The sequence below is a fragment of the Dictyobacter formicarum genome (assembly GCF_016587435.1).
In genome coordinates, this window is the sequence record NZ_BNJJ01000023.1 from 29,167 (window position 1) to 46,277 (window position 17,111).

General features: G+C 49.7%; 16 protein-coding genes. 13 read left to right on the forward strand and 3 right to left on the reverse strand.

Annotated features, from left to right (window positions below; genetic code table 11):
* Positions 1-296: 296 nt before the first annotated feature.
* Entirely contained in the window at positions 297-533 is a 237-nt protein-coding gene (locus tag JMI88_RS30810; RefSeq protein ID WP_201365883.1) for a mersacidin/lichenicidin family type 2 lantibiotic, read from the reverse strand.
* A gap of 584 nt (positions 534-1,117) precedes the next feature.
* Here JMI88_RS30810 and JMI88_RS30815 point away from each other — a divergent pair.
* The 12 genes from JMI88_RS30815 (at position 1,118) to JMI88_RS30870 (ending at position 13,699) form a co-directional block, all read left to right on the forward strand.
* The gene (locus JMI88_RS30815) at positions 1,118-1,600 is read left to right on the forward strand and encodes an Lrp/AsnC family transcriptional regulator (RefSeq protein ID WP_201365884.1); all 483 of its coding nucleotides are present in this window, start codon (positions 1,118-1,120) and stop codon (positions 1,598-1,600) included.
* 732 nt (positions 1,601-2,332) lie between these two features.
* Positions 2,333-4,087 (forward strand): efflux RND transporter periplasmic adaptor subunit, encoded by a 1,755-nt coding sequence (locus tag JMI88_RS30820; RefSeq protein ID WP_201365885.1) that lies wholly within the window; start codon positions 2,333-2,335, stop codon positions 4,085-4,087.
* 186 nt (positions 4,088-4,273) lie between these two features.
* Positions 4,274-5,626 carry a transposase gene (locus tag JMI88_RS30825; RefSeq protein WP_201364419.1) on the forward strand — a complete coding sequence of 451 codons (1,353 nt, stop codon included), beginning with the start codon at positions 4,274-4,276 and terminating at the stop codon, positions 5,624-5,626.
* Positions 5,627-5,870: 244 nt separating this feature from the next.
* Positions 5,871-6,320, forward strand: a complete 450-nt coding sequence (locus JMI88_RS30830; RefSeq protein ID WP_201365886.1) for an FAS1-like dehydratase domain-containing protein — start codon at positions 5,871-5,873, stop codon at positions 6,318-6,320.
* A gap of 59 nt (positions 6,321-6,379) precedes the next feature.
* On the forward strand, positions 6,380-6,832 hold the full coding sequence (locus tag JMI88_RS30835; RefSeq protein WP_201365887.1) for a MaoC/PaaZ C-terminal domain-containing protein: 453 nt from the start codon (positions 6,380-6,382) through the stop codon (positions 6,830-6,832).
* A 244-nt stretch (positions 6,833-7,076) separates the two neighbouring features.
* Entirely contained in the window at positions 7,077-8,270 is a 1,194-nt protein-coding gene (locus JMI88_RS30840) for a sensor histidine kinase (protein ID WP_201365888.1), read from the forward strand.
* A 351-nt stretch (positions 8,271-8,621) separates the two neighbouring features.
* Positions 8,622-11,246: an FAD-binding oxidoreductase gene (locus JMI88_RS30845; RefSeq protein WP_201365889.1), complete on the forward strand. Its 2,625-nt coding sequence runs from the start codon at positions 8,622-8,624 to the stop codon at positions 11,244-11,246.
* A 122-nt stretch (positions 11,247-11,368) separates the two neighbouring features.
* On the forward strand, positions 11,369-11,620 hold the full coding sequence (locus JMI88_RS30850; RefSeq protein WP_201365890.1) for a hypothetical protein: 252 nt from the start codon (positions 11,369-11,371) through the stop codon (positions 11,618-11,620).
* A 447-nt stretch (positions 11,621-12,067) separates the two neighbouring features.
* Positions 12,068-12,712: an RNA polymerase sigma factor gene (locus tag JMI88_RS30855; protein ID WP_201365891.1), complete on the forward strand. Its 645-nt coding sequence runs from the start codon at positions 12,068-12,070 to the stop codon at positions 12,710-12,712.
* A 118-nt stretch (positions 12,713-12,830) separates the two neighbouring features.
* A complete protein-coding gene (locus JMI88_RS30860; RefSeq protein ID WP_201365892.1) occupies positions 12,831-13,037 on the forward strand; it encodes a hypothetical protein in 207 nt (68 codons plus the stop codon).
* A 162-nt stretch (positions 13,038-13,199) separates the two neighbouring features.
* Positions 13,200-13,373, forward strand: coding sequence for a hypothetical protein (locus JMI88_RS30865; protein ID WP_201365893.1), 174 nt, complete (start codon positions 13,200-13,202; stop codon positions 13,371-13,373).
* Positions 13,374-13,540: 167 nt separating this feature from the next.
* Positions 13,541-13,699 (forward strand): hypothetical protein, encoded by a 159-nt coding sequence (locus JMI88_RS30870; protein ID WP_201365894.1) that lies wholly within the window; start codon positions 13,541-13,543, stop codon positions 13,697-13,699.
* A gap of 341 nt (positions 13,700-14,040) precedes the next feature.
* Here the strand turns inward: JMI88_RS30870 and JMI88_RS30875 are convergent, their stop codons facing one another.
* Positions 14,041-14,451, reverse strand: a complete 411-nt coding sequence (locus tag JMI88_RS30875; RefSeq protein ID WP_201365895.1) for a RidA family protein — start codon at positions 14,449-14,451, stop codon at positions 14,041-14,043.
* Between the two features lie 185 nt (positions 14,452-14,636).
* A complete protein-coding gene (locus JMI88_RS30880) occupies positions 14,637-15,920 on the reverse strand; it encodes a multidrug effflux MFS transporter (RefSeq protein WP_201365896.1) in 1,284 nt (427 codons plus the stop codon).
* Positions 15,921-16,061: 141 nt separating this feature from the next.
* On the opposite strand from JMI88_RS30880, the gene JMI88_RS30885 reads away from it, so the two are divergent.
* On the forward strand, positions 16,062-16,955 hold the full coding sequence (locus JMI88_RS30885; protein WP_201365897.1) for a LysR family transcriptional regulator: 894 nt from the start codon (positions 16,062-16,064) through the stop codon (positions 16,953-16,955).
* The last annotated feature ends 156 nt before the right edge of the window (positions 16,956-17,111 follow it).

Consider the following 17,111-nt stretch of genomic DNA (forward strand, 5'->3'; position numbering starts at 1 on the left):
GAAAACATGAATGCGATTGGAATATATCAAGATGAGCTCTCTTTGGAATGTCATAAAAGTCGTTTGAGAATTTTTCACCTCGTTGTCATCAAATCCGATTCAATCCTCAAAACCTGTCCTCTAGAATGTCTGGTGACGTTAAAGATAGAACGATGACGAGTGGTCAAGATGCCATAGAGGCTCTTGACCACTTTCATAGACACAAAAACATCATCCCTGGCTTCATACCCAGGAGAGTTGCTCGCGCTTCCACACAATCACGGATCCTACCGACAAGAACGCCTGTAACGGATGCACTACCCACAGGGATGAGGAACATTCGAATTCCCACGGCAATTACCGGTCATACAGGTCTTGGTATTACAACCTACGCTCGCCCCACTTTGGGCCGCGCCAACGACCTCAAGCAGATCCTTATCGGTTAACTCAATCTGGCCCACCGGGTTCTCCAGAAGCCTGGCACGCTCTTCCTCACTCAGACTCTCGCGAAACTCGCGATCTCTCCAGGCGCGTATGGTATCAGCAATACTCATATGAAATCTCCTCTTGTTCCGCAGCTAACTTCAGTCGAAAAGCTCTACACCATTAACGTTTCTGGTCTCGGACGACGCTCTTTTGGCACTTTCTCTCGGCTGATTCTGGGTTAGAGCAACACGGGGTAGCCATGCATACCGAACGGTCGCATCGTTTGTACAGCATCTCAAAAGCATCTTTTCCATCGCCTGAGTACCAGACCAGTAAAACGACATTGTCGACAAGATGAACATATATACTAAGGACATCTCAAGAGTTTCTTGAATATACTTAAGTACTTTGCAACAGAATTTACCCATCATTGGATACGCTTCACGAAACGAGGTTAGGATTCTAATATAACCAGTATCAGTAACTATTAAGGTATTTCTATAAAACCAGGCTACAAGCGGCTCGAATTTTCAGATAGGATAACCTGTTGTGCGTTGTCAGTAGTACTATAATGGGGGGTGATACTCTGGTTTATAAAGAAGCACTATTTGTTCTTTAGAGAGGCGTACCATATCTATCGTCATTTTTCTATGAAATATGACGATTATTTTGATCATCTGGATTGATTTTTGTAAGTGAAAAGGGATGAGAGATGATGAAATTCAATCTATTACAAGCTGAACTTGATGAAATTAACTGGCAACTCCTCTGGGAACTACAAGAGAATGCTCGGCAATCATTTACACAATTAGCAGGTAAAGTCGGCCTGACATCACAAGCAGTTCGGCAGCGTATAGATCTGTTGGAAAAACATAGGATTATCGTAGGCTACCATGCAGCGGTGAATACCGAGATGATGGGTTTGTCTCTTACCGCCTTTATTCGAGTCACCTTGCGGAGAGAAGGGCATCCACAATCACAATTTGCTATCGTGGTCAAGGGTTTTCCAGAAGTACTTGAGTGTCACAAAGTCACCGGAGAAGAAAGTTTTATCTTAAAAACAGTGGTCATGTCCCGTTCTCATTTGGATTACCTTGTTGAAGCATTGGAAAGCTATGGCAATTGTGTAACCTCAGTGGTATTATCATCACCAATACCAAGGCGATCTATCAGTAGAGATATACTGAGAGGGTAGAGATGCCTCAACAAGCACAATTTATAAAAAGAAACAGAAATGCGAATATCGCGCTCGGCCTGGCCGGGTTCTCCCGCGCTTTGACCTTGCCCCACCAAACCGGGGTAAGGTCAATCGTATGGGTGATCGGAATAAGTGCTGTCTGTATAATCTCCACAGGAATCTGCTCAGTATGATTGTTACTGCATGCGTACATATCAATCTCCTTCTCTTAATGACTCGTTTATACTAGCTTCAGAAACCAGAGGCTTTTAGGCTAGTAGTCAGTCAAAGGTTGGCCCACTTCGTGGGCCAAGGGGGAAGGTAACCAGGGCACAGCTCTAGACCCAGCCAGGGGATTGCGTCCTCTGCACCCCTGCCTTTCATTCATATGGCTCTTGACTGACAACTAGTGTCTTGACGCCTTCATTTGACGGGTTCAGTGCGGGAGTGCAGAGGGCCGCGGCCCTCTGCCTGGGGCCTGGGGCCTGGGGCCTGGGGCTGTGCCCCCCACGTTTCCTCTTCTCCTTGCCCACGCAGTGGGCAACTATTCAAATGAAGACGGTTAGTCTACTAGCCTCATTGTCACTATGTTTGGAAAAAGGGGATCGTGGCATGTTCACAGTACTACGCAAGCAGTCACCTCTACAACCAAGTACTGACCCGGAAAAGGATGTACGTATACGTGATGTATCATGTTACGGGTTAATGCGGAGCAATATGGCTCGTGGACTCTCACTAATGCGGAGCAATATGGCTCGTGGACTCTCACTGATGCTTCTTATCATTCTTCTCGGCACTCAGGGTAGTTCTTGCTTAAAGCTGATGGACTTAAAGCTGATGGGTGCTCAAGTATATCAGCAACAAACGGTGACTCAAGGGGCCTTTCATGTCTCTGTATCAGCCTCTGGATGGCTGCGAAGCGCTGTATATAATTTGTCCCTTCCAAATGTAACCGCCAATATTCAAGAGATTTATGTCCGACTCGGGCAAAAAGTGACCAAAGGCCAAATCTTAGCACAATTGGACCCACTGACACTTCAGCAAGCCTATTACACGGCTCAGGCATCCGTGAATTCAGCGAAAAAAAACCTCTCTGGTGCACTTTTATTTGAGCGTGACGCCATCACATCGACTAATATTCGTATTGCGCAAGCTCAAAATCTGGTTCAAGCTGCTCGAGCTTTTGTATTTGCTGCGTTCAAAAGTTCAGATGCCAATCTGGTGGCCGCTCAAGTCATCGTAGAAAGTGACCAACTTATTCTCGATGCTGTACGTCAGCATTTTGACGCCACACTCCGAAGAGCCCAAGCTCAGCTTCGGGACAATCTCAACGTCTGCAATTCAACATTTACTTCACTCCCTGATAGTTCTTCAGGATCTGCTACGGATAGTAATGCTCCAGGTCTTGGAATACCCGGCAACCCGTCACAAGAGAGCCAACCACAAGACGATCAATCTCCCCGAGAAGGCGCTCAAACTGTCGCTGATTGTATTCGATTGGCGCATGCAACCTTCAAACAGATGGTTACTGAAGCTAATGTGGCTTTGACCACAGCCGAACAACAGGTAGTAAAAGATCAGCAACTTATTAATATAGCTCGTGCCAATGGGGGTGAGAACAACACAGGTGCTCTCTTAACATATGAGTATGCTCTTGATCTGCTTGTTATAGAAAAACATAACTATGTTGTAACGTCAGCTATCGCAACGGTTGAGACTGCTCAAGGACTGTTAGAGGTAGCGCTTGCACAATTAGAGGTTGCCAGACAAAACATGGGGAACGCTACGCTGAGGGCACCACACGATGGGGTGGTGACGGCAATTAACGGAACTGTTGGAGGACTTCCAGGATATGTCGTTAACCCTGCTGTTGGCAGTTCAGCGCCTGAGGGCATTTTCATCCAGCTCGTCGATTTGTCCAGTGTGCGACAACTTCTGACCAAAGTCAAAGACGCAGATACCCCAACCATACGGGTTGGGCAGCCGGTTCAGTTCACGCCCAAGCCGTATCCCCATCGTCAATTCAGCGGAACCGTCAGTGCAATTTCGCCCAACGGCTTGACCGGCAAAGCTGGTGACATCGAGTATCCTGTCATCGTCGATTTTGATCCAAAGAATATAGTTGGCGCAGTCCTCTTACCGAATACGACAGCCAACGCCACAATCACTGTCCTTGATAAGCCCAATGCGATCCGGGTTCCCGTCAGTGCAATCGATAACAACTTTACCCAACAACATGATGGAGATCCACCTTTAATTAGCCAGCGCCAGGCTAACGATGCTCTAAGCCAGGCCCAAAACATGTTTACCCGGTTGGTAAAACAGGATCCTAAACTCATCAGCCAAAAGCCTTTTCCCTCATTTGTTGTCGAGCCAACTGGCTCAGGCAACACATATATTGTGAAGCCAGTGGTATTGGGCCTTTCAGACGGAACGTATTACGAAGTACTCCAGGGACTTTCTGTCGGTGAGCCTGTTATGGTTGTAAAGGCGAAAAAGAAATGAACCATTTTCTTGTGGGGGATCATCCAATCTTTGTGCTGCCGGCGCGAAGGAGAGGGGATCAAAGGGGCGGCTAGCCCATAGGTGCGAACGTAAGCAAAATAGTACTTGAACAACGAAAAAAGAGGCCAAACACGGTCTTTCTCTTGTATCGTGACAAAAACGAAAACGTAACGAAGGAGAAAAACCATGTCAAGCCGACCCCATCATACGCAAAAATGTCTGACAGAGCAATTCCTGGGCCAGATGAACGATGCCCAATGGCAAGAGATCATTGCTCTCTTACCCCCAGATGTCAATGAGCAAGCCTTTATCCATCAGGCCTTTAGCCGTGCCAATGGATTGCAGTGCCCCACCGATTTGCTGCGTGGTCTTTTTGCCTATGTGTTTTGCTTCCGCTCGTTCCGTGAGGTCGCAGCCTGGGCAGTGAGCACGGGACTGAGTTCCAATGGAGCCCGCTCGTGGGCCAAACGGATGCATCAATCCTCCGATTGGTTGCTCTCGATGGTGCAAACGCTGGTGGGATCGACCCAGCCAGAGCAAGCACTGGGTCTGCCCAAGGACTTCACCGGACGGATCCATCTGGTAGATGCCACCCATCTCCGCACCTGGAGACGCTCGGGAGAAAGTCGCCGTTTGCACTGCAGTTATGATCTGCTTGGCAAACGGCTGGACCAGATTCTGTTGACGGATCACCATGTGGGCGAAGGGCTCAAACACTTCCATGGACATCGTGGAGACATTGTTGTCGGTGACTGTGCCTATTGTCGTCGCCAAGCGATCCTGGATCAATTGGATGAAGGGGTCGATGTCGTGACCCGGTTGCATTGGTCCACGATGCCCTTACTGCAGGCCGATGGCCAGACGCCGTTTGATCTCTCTGGCTGGCTGAGCCAATTGGAGCCAACCGGCAAGGGAGAAGCCAACGTTGTGTTCCAGGTGCGTACCCGCCAGCAACCGATGCGTCTGGTGGCCGTTCATCTGAGCCCGGAGGCGGCCAAACGAGCGCACAGCAAGCGAAAGGAGAAGGCACGCAAGAATGGGCGCACCAACCAGGCGTTGACGATCCAGATCGCAGATTGGTTGGTGGTGCTCACCTCGTTGCCTGCCGATCGCTGGTCAGCCGAGCAGATCCTGCAGCTTTATCGGGCGCGTTGGCAGATCGAGCTGCTTTTCAAGCGCATCAAGCAATTGGTGCGTTTGCACCGCTTGCGCAGTGATGATCTGCAAAGCAATCAAGCGGTGCTTGCGGCCATGCTGGTGGGCTGGATCCTGCTGGAGCAGCAGGTGAGCCAAGCACGTCGTGAGTTGCACGAGCAAGCGAGAGAGTGCCTGCCAGGGCCGCTGAGTACCTGGGCGCTGTGTGCCGTCTTTGCTCAAAGCCTGCACACGATGATCTTGGGCACTTGGACGTGGTCGCAGATCCAAGCGTCGCTCTTCCAGATGCGGCAGGTAGTGCGGTATCATCCACAAAACCGCGTGCATCAGGAATCAGATGTGGTCACGCAACTGGCCCAGACGCTGTATCTCTCATCTGTCTGAGGTCTCTTTCGTTGATTCAATTGTTTAGGTACTGCTTACGTTCGCACCTATGGGGCGGCTAGCCCCTTTGCGGGGTGCCAGGGGTGTCCCCTGGCTCTCTCTTTTTTTCCTGCCGCCGCAGGCGGCGAGTGAAATGGACGAGAAATTTGTAGTATCAAACTTGACATAGGTGATGTCAAGTTTGATACTACAAATGCAAAACACTGCTGGGGATCGCATTGAGATGCGTATGAAGGAGTAACTTATGTTTGATAAGGAGAAGGTAGGATATAGCTTTCCCGCCTTTACGATAACGATAGAGCGCAGTAAAATCCACGAGTTGGCGCTGGCCATCGGAGATGAGAATCCTATTTATCATGATCTGGCGGCGGCTAAGGCAGCCGGTTATGAAGACCTTCCGCTACCTCCAACGGCCCCGACTATATTTACTTTTTGGGGTAATACGAAGCTGTGGGAGCAGCTGGCCAGCGTGGGTATTAACGTGGCTCGCGTGCTTCACGGCGAGGAAGAATACGAGTATGTCGCTCCTATTGCCGCCAATGATACTTTGACCGGCGTAACCACGATTGTAGATGGCAAAACCCGGCGTACCAGAGAAGGTTCGATGGATATTTTGACAACCGAAACACGCTATACCAATCAGCACCAGCAACATGTGTTGAGTGCAAAAACGATGTTTATTGTGCGCGAATAATTCCTCTTGCTTGCTTACGGCTCAGCTAGTAATTTGATGGTATATAAGGAGAAACAGACATGACAACACCTGCCGCCATTCCAGCCAGACGCTATTTTGAGGATGTAGAAGTTGGCGAAGAAATTCCCCAACTGATTAAATCTCCAGTCAAGCACTTACAACTGGTCCGCTATGCGGGCGCCTCCGGCGACTTTAATCCTCTGCACACTGATCCTAAGGTTGGCGAGGAGATTGGTACTGGTGGTATTATTGCTCACGGCATGCTGATTATGGGCTTTGTTGGTCAGATGCTTAGTGATTACGTTGGTCCGCAGGCGCTACGCAAGTTTGGTGTGCGCTTCAAAGGTATGACCCACCTGGATGACGTGATTACCTGCACCGGTACTGTGACAGAAAAGTATGAGGAGGACGGTAAAGGCTATATTGCCGGCAAAGTACAGGCCAAAGATCAGCATGGAGATCTGAAAGTTGCTGGTACTTTCACGGCCTACCTTCTCTACCGAAACGCATAGCTCTACCACGAAAATCGAGAAATGACCTACTTCTCAAGAGATTCCGTTGCCGAGTCTCTTGAGCTTATAACCATGGATAGCCTAAAAGATTGATTGGTATCAATTTTAGATAGGCCCGTGGTAAAATAATATGCAGATATAAAGAGCAGATGCAACAGTTAAGTCTACTGTTCGATTGTCTGGAGGTTCATAACATTTAGAAAGGGCTTTGGACGAGCTCTGCCGCGATGAAGGGGAGGAGAGCGTGCGTTATCCAAATGCTTTAGCTCGTTTCCTGCTTAGTATTTCAATATCTTTTCAGATAAGCCTGGTAATTTTGTCAGCGCTTGTTTCATCATTCCTCTTAATTTACACGCCATGGGTAGGACACAACCCTATTATTTATGTTGTGCCCGTCATGCTTTCTGCCTGGTTGTTCAGGCGAACGGGACTCTATCTTTGTCTTCTCTTCCTCTTCCTCATTTTCTGGCTTTTTCACTCGATGGTGATTGGCAGCCTGCTACTATCAAATAATGATATTATTGCGACGGTTGTCAGCGTTTTTATCCTGCTTACGCTCGGATTGTTAGTGAGCGCCCAGCGTGAGGCCTCGGATTATGCTGATGATGTGCAGGAGCAGCTACAAACTTATAGTGTGGAGCAGCAAAAGCTCAACGAGATCAAAGACCAGTTTCTGCAGAATGTCAACCACGAACTGCGTACTCCATTGACGGCGATCTATGGATACCTGGAACTGCTGCTGGAGCACGATGATCAGTTAAATAATGAGATACGCACCACCTTTTTGCAGCATGCCATGCAAAGTTGTGATGAGCTCCAATTGCTGGTGAATAATGTGCTGGATACAATGGGAATCGAGAAGCAACGGCAAACTCTCTACATTGAACAGATTGTAGTGAGGGATGTTCTGTTTGAAGTACTGGAGCGGTTTGATCCTCAAAGCGTGCGACGTCATGACATTTACGTTGACATCCCTGATTATGTGGTTGTCCTGGCAAATGCACAATATTTGCGCCAGATTTTGCGCAACCTGCTCTCGAATGCTTTTAAATATGCCCCGGCGGGCACTCCTATTACCATCAGTGCCGCCCTGTATGGTATGGTTGTCCATCCCTTGCACGCCTCGCCAGAAATCTGTGTGCGCGTCAAAGATGCAGGTCCAGGTATTCCTCCAAACGAGATGTCACTGTTGTTCGGACAATTCGTCCGCTTACGGCGCGACACCTCTGGTAGTGTACGCGGCTCGGGCCTGGGGCTCTTCTTAAGCAAGCAATTTGTCGAAGCAATGGACGGGCGCATCTGGGTCGAGAGCGAAGGGATTGAAGGGAAGGGGAGTACATTTTGTTTTACTTTGCCGTGTGTTGTGCATCCAAAAGTGGAGGCACAGACCCCTCTTTCTGACTTTGAGCAGTTCCGCTCCCCCCTTCCCATAAATTAATAGGTTCTTCTCCCACACTCGCCGCCTATCAGCGGCGGAAAAGAAAAAAAAGAAATCGGGGGCACAGCCCCCGGTCCCCCAGTCAGGGGCTGCCGCCCCTGCACCCCGCTGATCGGCGGCGGAAAAGAAAAAAAGAAATCGGGGGCACAGCCCCCGGTCCCCCAGTCAGGGACTGCCGCCCCTGCACCCCGCTGATTGGCGGCAAAGCATGCTATACTCTGTTATAATGGATGATCGCGTATGTGATAAATATTTTTACCAACTTTTAAATCGCAATGTGCATTGATGGCACACAAAAAGCCTATTTTTTGCTACCATCATTTTCAATGACAGAAAGGTCGGGGGAGATAGATGTTAAAAGAGAGCGTCCTTTATACCCTGAAAAAGATACTGCCTGCGGGCCAGGTCTTTACTGATAGAGCCAGCCTGATTGCTTATGAGGTTGATGCAGGTCTGGATAGAGGATTGCCCGAGGGGGTGGTCTTTCCTCGCACGACTGATGAGGTAATGAATGTGATGCGCTGGGCTTCCACTCATGGTGTGCCGTTGATTGCGCGGGGGGCAGGTACAGGACTCTCCGGTGGGGCGGTGGCTGATCGTGGCGGCATTATCGTTGAGTTCGCGCATATGAATCGCCTGAATGAGCTTGATCCCCTGGGGCGCAGCGCTATTGTTGAGCCAGCCCTGATTAATCTGCGCCTGGATGAGAGGGCACAAACGATGGGACTCTATTTTCCGCCCGACCCTTCCAGTCAGCGTGCTTCAACCATGGGCGGCAATGTAGCCGAGAACTCTGGTGGTCCGCATTGCTTTAAATATGGGGTGACCACCAATTATGTGATCGGTATGAATGTAGTGTTGGGGACCGGCGAGCGCATTCGCGCAGGTGGCCTGGCCCTGGATTATCCTGAGTATGATTTTTGTGGGTTGATTACGGGTAGCGAGGGTATGCTGGGGCTGATCACCTCCATGTCGCTACGTCTATTGCGTCGTCCACCGGCAGTGAAGACGCTGCTGGCGATCTTTGATTCGGTGGAACAAGCGGGGACCGCGGTGTCGGCCGTCATTGCCTCCGGATTGATGCCGGCGACGATGGAGATGATGGATCAACGTATTGTGCGCATTATTGAGCCGTTCGCGCACGCAAACTTGCCACTGGATGCGGGTGCGGTTTTGATTATCGAGTTCGATGGCTATCCAGAAGGGCTGGATCGCCAGTTAGAGGAGGTCGTTCATATCCTGCAGACGCATGGTGGCAAGGATATGCGTATCGCACGCGATGAAGAGGAGCGCTACAAGATCTGGCTGGCTCGCAAAAGTGCCGCGGGCGCCATTGCACGCGAGGCTCCGGCCCAATATACCGTGGATATTACGGTGCCACGTAGTCGCCTGGCCGAGATGCTCGCCGAAGCTAATCGTATCGGCGATGAATTTGATCTACGCATGGGCCATGTTTTTCATGCCGGCGATGGTAATTTGCATCCGTTGATCCTGGTGTCAGATCCAGATGATCAGGATCTGATTAACCGTATCCACGCAGGTGGACGCGAGATGGCTCGTTGCTGTGTAGCTATGGGAGGTAGCATCACTGGTGAGCATGGAGTTGGGATTGAGAAGCGCGACTTTATGCCCTTGATGCATAAGCCGGAGGAAATGCTGGCGATGTGGGACGTCAAACAGGTCTTTGATCCACAGTTCTTATTGAATCCAGGTAAAGTATTTCCTACGCCAGCTCCGGGTGAGACTGGTCCCTATGCAGGCTATGTGCCACTAGAACAACTGGTGCCGGCCACGGCCGAACTTTCCCCACAGGGATACACGCCGACTACGGCTGAAGAGGCTGCTCGCCAACTGCAAGCGCTCTCGCAGGCTGGACGAGCCGTGACCATTACCAGTGCGCCGCTGAGCAAACAGAGCAAGACCGGACCTGCTCAGATCAGTACGTCCGCTCTGCGTGGCGTGCGGGCTTATGCCCCTGAAGATCTCTATATAACCGTTGGCGCAGGTACTCCGCTGTCAGAGATTCAAGCTTTCCTGCGCGAGCGTGGACAGCATATACCGCTGGTCTCTCCGTGGCCAGATATGAGTATTGGCGCCTTGGTGGCGACCAATCTGAATGCACCTTTGCGTATGCGTTATGGCGCGGTGCGTGACGTGGTGTTGTGCGCGACGGTAGCGCTGGCGGATGGACGCGTAATTCGCACGGGTCGACCGATCGTAAAGAATGTAGCTGGTTTTGATCTGACCAAGGTGTTTGTCGGCTCACATGGCACACTTGGCCTGCTTACCGATATCTCATTAAAAGTTTTTGCCTTGCCGCGTACACAAAAGACTCTGCTCTTTCCCGTTGAAGATCTCAGTAGCGGTCTACTCTGGGGGCAGGAGATGCTACAGCTGGCGTTGACCGCTTCAGCCATTGCATTGACACAAGATGGTGCTCAACCGCCAGAGATCTCGAGTCCCTACCTGCTGACATATACGGCTGAAGGAGTACCTGAAGATGTCCAGGCTGAACTGGCCCAGGTGACTGAGGTATTGCAGCGGTTCAATGCACCAGCACCTTTGACGACGGAGACAATGACCGGCACAGCACTCTGGACATCCAGTATTCAAAAAGCAGGCCAGCAAGCGCTGGTTGTGCGGATCGGCGTGCCGGTAAAAAATCTGGCTATCTACCTGGAAGGGGTTGCTCAGCTGCTGCAGGACACCTCTTATATAGTCGATTTTGCCAGTGGTTTTGTCTACGTCACGCGTGCTGTGGAAAGCGCCGAGGCGGTCAGCACGTGGCTGGACGCTTTGCGACAGATGGCCCTAACCTTGCATGGTTACGCCATTGTGCTGGCGCAGCCAGCGACGCTGGTGGGACAACTGGAGCGCTGGGGCTACCAACCATCGAGCCTGGAGGTCATGCGCCGTTTGAAGACTCAATGGGACCCACAACATATTCTCAATCCGGCTGCTTTTGTACTGGATTAACGCCAGTTGGCACCTCTGTTTTGTATCTTTTTTTGCCGTTCCTGCGTGCCTTACAACAAGAGGGGTTGTGATTTTTCCAATTTATATGTATGTACTCATAGTAAAAAAGGAGGTCATCAGCTATGTCTGAGCAGTATGGGCAAAAAGATAAGAGCAAACAGCCAGGTGAAGCAGAATTATATGGAGCTCAGGGAAACGAGGGGCAATATGGTCAGGGCCAGTATGACAGCAAAGGCAAACCTGACCCCCATGGCTCTCAGGGGCAGCAGATCCATCCTGATGACCAGGCGCGTAAAAGTGATCGCTCTCGTACTTCCAATACCAGGGCGGATTCCAGGGATCAAGCGACCCAGCCTGAGGTGCCACAAGATTAAATTTAAAAGTAGCCAAAAAGACGAGGTTGCTGCTGGCAACCTCGTCTTTTTTTATCAACATTGTAAGTTATCCACATATTAGAACACTTGTCCACATAGTTATCCACATTCCGCTCTGTGGCCTTTTTTTTAATTTTTACAGATGTGTCTATTTGTATCACAATGACAGTTGTGAATCGTAATCTAAGAAAGAAGCTTAGTTCCTCTAATAAAACCTCACCTTTTGACTCCAATCAGACCTCAAGCTTAGAATGAGATAAGAAGTAGATTAGAGAGAGATTAAAAATAGAATTTCAGATCATTTTAAGCAATTACCAAGCTTGTTTTAATTTCTTAAAATTACGCTTAGAGCGCATTACAGTAGAGCTTATAATCTCGAAAAACGCTTGCAATTTCAATCTGAAAAATCTATGCTATAGAAGTCAAAAGAAAGTGAGGTTGTTAATAATGCAAGTTAAAGAACGCACTCGAATTCAGAAACCCCAGAATAATAATGAAATTACTGATGGGATGTTAGTTACACGTACACTCTCAGGTGACCAGCAGTCATTTGAAGTATTAGTGCAACGCTACAATACACCACTCTTCAATTTTATTTGTCATTTGTTGGGTGATTATGATCTGGCCTGTGACGTTTCTCAGCAAGTCTTTTTACAACTTTACATTTCGATGCCTACCCTACGTACAGGCGAGCCTCTAAAAGCCTGGCTATTCCAGGTCGCACGTAACCGCTGTCTGGACGAACTGCGCCGTAAACGTTCGATCCACTTCTCGGAGCTTGAGGCCAGTCACGACGACGACGAACTGTCTCCCCTGGATATTATGCCCGATACCCAGCCGCTGCCAGACGAAATGGCTGAGCGCAGTGATCTGCAACAGGCCCTGCGTAACGCTATTGATGCCCTGCCGCCCAAATTCCGTTCCGTGGTACTGCTGCGTTATGCCAGCCAGTTAAGTTTCTCTGAAATTGGAAAAACCTTGAGCATGCCTGAGGCAACTGCGAAAACATATTTCCAGCGTGCGCGCCCATTGTTGCGTGCAGCTATGGCTAAACACTGGAAACCAGAGCAGGTTGAAGAGGCCGCATCCTAATGTTTCTTAAGAGTTAGCTGGATTTTTGATAAGAAACCTTGGAAAAACTGAAACTTCTTTCTAATGTTATTCGTGTTAAAAACAGATGACACATACGAATAACGTAGAGGGAGTTCTTATGAATAATGTATCACTGAATCTGCTGGAAAACGATTTTGATAACGACGCGGATATCGATGAGCTTTTCGAACAATTGGAACAATTCGAGCCGCCAGTTGATATGGTTGATCGTATTATGCAAGCAGTTGCTCAGCTTCCTCTTAGCTATAATAAGAAACCTGTGTCGCCATGGTCAAACTTAGAAGTATTGGCGATTGCACAATAAATCACTTTCTGCATAATGATAATATAATAAAAAAAGCGGGCCCATTGGGGGCCGCTTTTTTTATGCCTGAATAACCCTGGACGTGACTTCTGACCCGTGCTAGCTTGCTTAGGTGAAAAGGACAGTGTAGACTAGAATAAGATTTTTTGCTGGAGATTATTGATGCGAAACATTGCCCTACAAACCTATGTCTTGCTGGCTGGTGCCGCCTTAATATTGGTGGCGGTTATCATTGCCCTGACAGGTGGCACTACCTCTAACTATATGACCGTGGGTGGTATTGGCGCCGGTGTTGTGCTTGCCTACTTCATGACCCGACCCCGCAAGCAGAGCTGACTGGTAACTCGCCAGTATCCTGACCTTGAAATAGCGTGCATAAGAAAATATTCTCTGCAGCACGAGGAAAAGTAGCATCTTGCTTCGTCCTATGCTACAGTTTATTCAGACTATAAACAATAGCTTATGTATTTATCTATCTCTTTCAAGGGAAGGAAGCAAATCTTATGGTACAGGATGTACTAAAAAAAGCCAATAAAATCTCATTTTTGCTTATCAAAGACGACAAAACTGGAGATACCATCTTTAATCTTCCTGTTTGGATGGTTGCCGTAGCTGCCATCGTCGTTTTTAGCCTGATCCGCTTGCGTAAAGCCCGTTCTTGAAACAAGCGTCGGGTTTGATTAAATGCACAAGTCGCTGCAATCTACTACCTCCAATCTACTTATCGTCCTGAAAAGAGCTAGCTGGAAAGATGAGCTGGACAGCTCATCTTTGAGTCCTGTCGCGGTGAACCAATGCACAAATCCCTGACCGGCGCAGAAAGTATCGCCGGCCCAACCCTTTGCCTTCATGCAAAAGCGAGATAAACCCAACAAGAAAAGAGAACGAAATCGTAGGTGCTGAGCTTATCCCAGCACCTACGATTTCATTCTCTTTATGTTTTTTGCTTTATTTACCGTCTCCAAATCAAATGAAAGGTATTGGACACAGGAACGTGCGTTCCCTACTCGGGTAGATGGGCGACCGCCTCGATTTCAATCAGTAATTCTTCTCTGACCAGTCTGCGTATTTCAACCAGTGTGCTTGCTGGTGGATTCTGGGTGTTCACATAGCGGTCGCGTACCTCGCGCAGGATGGGTACCTGTGAGATATCGACGACGTACATGTTTAGTTTGATAACATGGGTGAAGTCGGCTCCAACGGCGACCAGGGCGGTTTTGATATTTTCAAAGACCTGTTGCGTCTGGGCGCGGAAGTCATTGCGGCCGACGATTTCTCCGGATGGGTTGATGGCCACCTGGCCAGAGATGAAAATCGTCCGTCCACCGGTTACCTCAACCACGTGGCTGTAGCCGGCGGTACCTGGCAGCGTCGAGGGATTAATGAAGTGCGTCTGTGTTGATTGATCGCTCACTATTTTTCCTTTCTCGTGGTCTTACATGGATCAAAATTACTGCCCGCAAAGACGTCAAACGAGGCATCGTTATTTAGCTCTATGGCTGCGTCCACCAATCGCTGATCAAGTCGCATTTCTTACCTCGGCTAATTCTTTATATTTTTATTTCGCTATTTTAGCCAGAATCATTGTAGCATCACTGATCAATGGGAGCCAGGGCGGCAGAGGATGAAGAAGGTTGCCAGGGTGGCAAGCGCAAACGCGGCGATTGCTGTCCCCATGGGAACCGCGCTGGCGGAACCGCTAAGCCCCACTATGGGTGCGACCAGTGCTCCGATGGCGAGTTGCAACACGCCCAGCAGGGCCGAGGCGCTCCCGGCAGCCCGTGTGTTGGCGAGTGCCAGCGTGGTGGCGTTAGGCATGATCAAGCCCAGGCTAGAAGCCAATATAAAGAATGCGGGTATCAGACCGATGAGTCCAATGCCACTGATGGTGACCGCGAAGGTGGCGATTCCCCCAGCGGCGATGATGGCGTAGCCCCAGGTCAGCAGGGTTTGTGATGAGAGGCGACTAACCAGCCTGGAATTGATCTGTGCTACGATGACGATGCCGAGGGCATTGATGCCGAAGATGATGCCCAGCAACTGGGGTGAGACACCGTACATATTTTGTAGAATGAAGGGCGAGACGGAAATGTAGATGATGCAGGCGGTGAAGGCGAAGCCGCAGGAGAGCGCATAGCCCAGGAAGCGGTGATCGGTCAGCAGATCGCGAAAGGCCACCAGCGTCGCGCCGATGCCGCCGCTCTGGCGCTGGCTGATGGGCAGAGTTTCCCTTAAGTCGAACAATACGGCAAGCAACATGAAAATCCCAAAGAGCGCCAGGGTCCCAAAGACGCCGTGCCATGAGGTGAATCTGAGTAGCTGACCGCCGATAATGGGCGCGACCATGGGAGCAATGCCGTTGATTTGCATCAGGAGTGAGAAGAAACGCGCCTGCGCGATGCCGGTGTAGAGATCGCTGACGATAGCGAGCGCGATAGCGATGCCCGCTGCCCCCGCCACCCCTTGCAAGAAGCGCAGCAGGATTAATATAGTAATCGAGGGAGCAACCATACAAAGCAGTGATGTAACTACATAGATTGCCACCCCTATAAGTAGGGGCCAGCGCCTACCGCTTGCATCGCTGATCGGCCCCACCACAATCTGACCCAGGGCCAGGCCGAGAATGAAGGCGCTCAGAGTCATTTGGGCTTGCGAAGTAGTGGCCAGCAGGTCATGACTAAGGGCTGGTAGTGAGGGCACATACATATCATTCGCTAGCGGACCCAGCGCTCCTAGCCCACCCAGTATCAGCACATCGCGCAGCCGAATCCTGATTTCTGTCTGCTTGCCATCTGCTATGATCTGTTCATCGAACCTATTAATCGCGCCCAGTGCGCTTCTCTGCCTGGTGGGTTGTTTTGTGGATAAATTATGTGTCGCCATAATATTGGTTGATCCTTCACTATTTTGTACTGAGACGTTGTAAGAGCAATATGTCCTTGAATACTCTCTTGCCAGCAGTATAATCGGGTTGTTATAATGAACACAAATCATGTTTGTCATATACTTATGAAAGATGTGCATATGAACTTCTCACAACTGCAAAGTTTTGTGGCCCTGGCAGACACAGGAAGCTTTACTGAAGCCGCGTATGCGATTAATCTGACGCAATCCGCGGTCAGTCATGCTCTGGCTGCCCTGGAAAGCGAATTAGGAGTAACGCTGCTAGAGCGCAATCGCAAAGGCGTAGTCTCGCTCACGGCGGTGGGGCAAAAGATCATCCCTCATGTGCGGACACTGCTGGCACAGGCAGAGTCTATTGAACAGGAGGCCAGAGCTGCCCACGGCAAGACCTCTGGCAAACTACGGTTGGGCAGCATCAACTCCATCATTTCCCCACGTTTGCTTGCCAGTCTGCTAACGAACTTTCAGCAAAAATACCCTGACATGGAGGTCGTGCTATTTGAAGGTGCGATGCAAGAAGTTGGGGAATGGATCGAGGACAGCATTGTCGATGTCGGTTTTGTAGTTCTTCCCGCTCCCAATGTTGAGAGTAGCCCGGTTACTACTGATGAATTATGCGTGCTGGTGCCGCCGGGGCATCGCCTTCGCACAAGATCAGCGGCAACCTTCAAAGAGCTGCGCGAAGAAGGATTTATTATGGAAAAGAGCCAGTGTGCCCTGCATCTGCTCCAGCGTGTAGGCTTTGGAACCAGCAAGAACCGGCCACATATTCGGTACCAGGCCAGTGATAGCGCCACCATCCTGGCCATGGTACGTGAAGGACTGGGCATCACGCTGCTACCACGACAGATGCTGCCCCAAAAACTGGAGGGTGCCATTGCCCTCCCACTTGATCCTCCTCAGCCACTCCAAATTGGACTCGGCATCAGATCAGCCAGAGTGGCATCTCCAGGGGCAACCCTATTTATTCAGACCGCCCAGATCTGGGCGCAAGAGCGGGATGAACTCTTTTGAGAAAAATATGGTATGATCTAAATAGTTCAGAAAAAACTTCTAGGAGTCAATCAAGAACATCTTGTTCTGTTCCAGTACCTGTCTATTCACTCCTAAAAAAGATATAATATTAAGAATTGAATGGTTTATCATAGAGGAGCAATGCGAGTAAAAAAT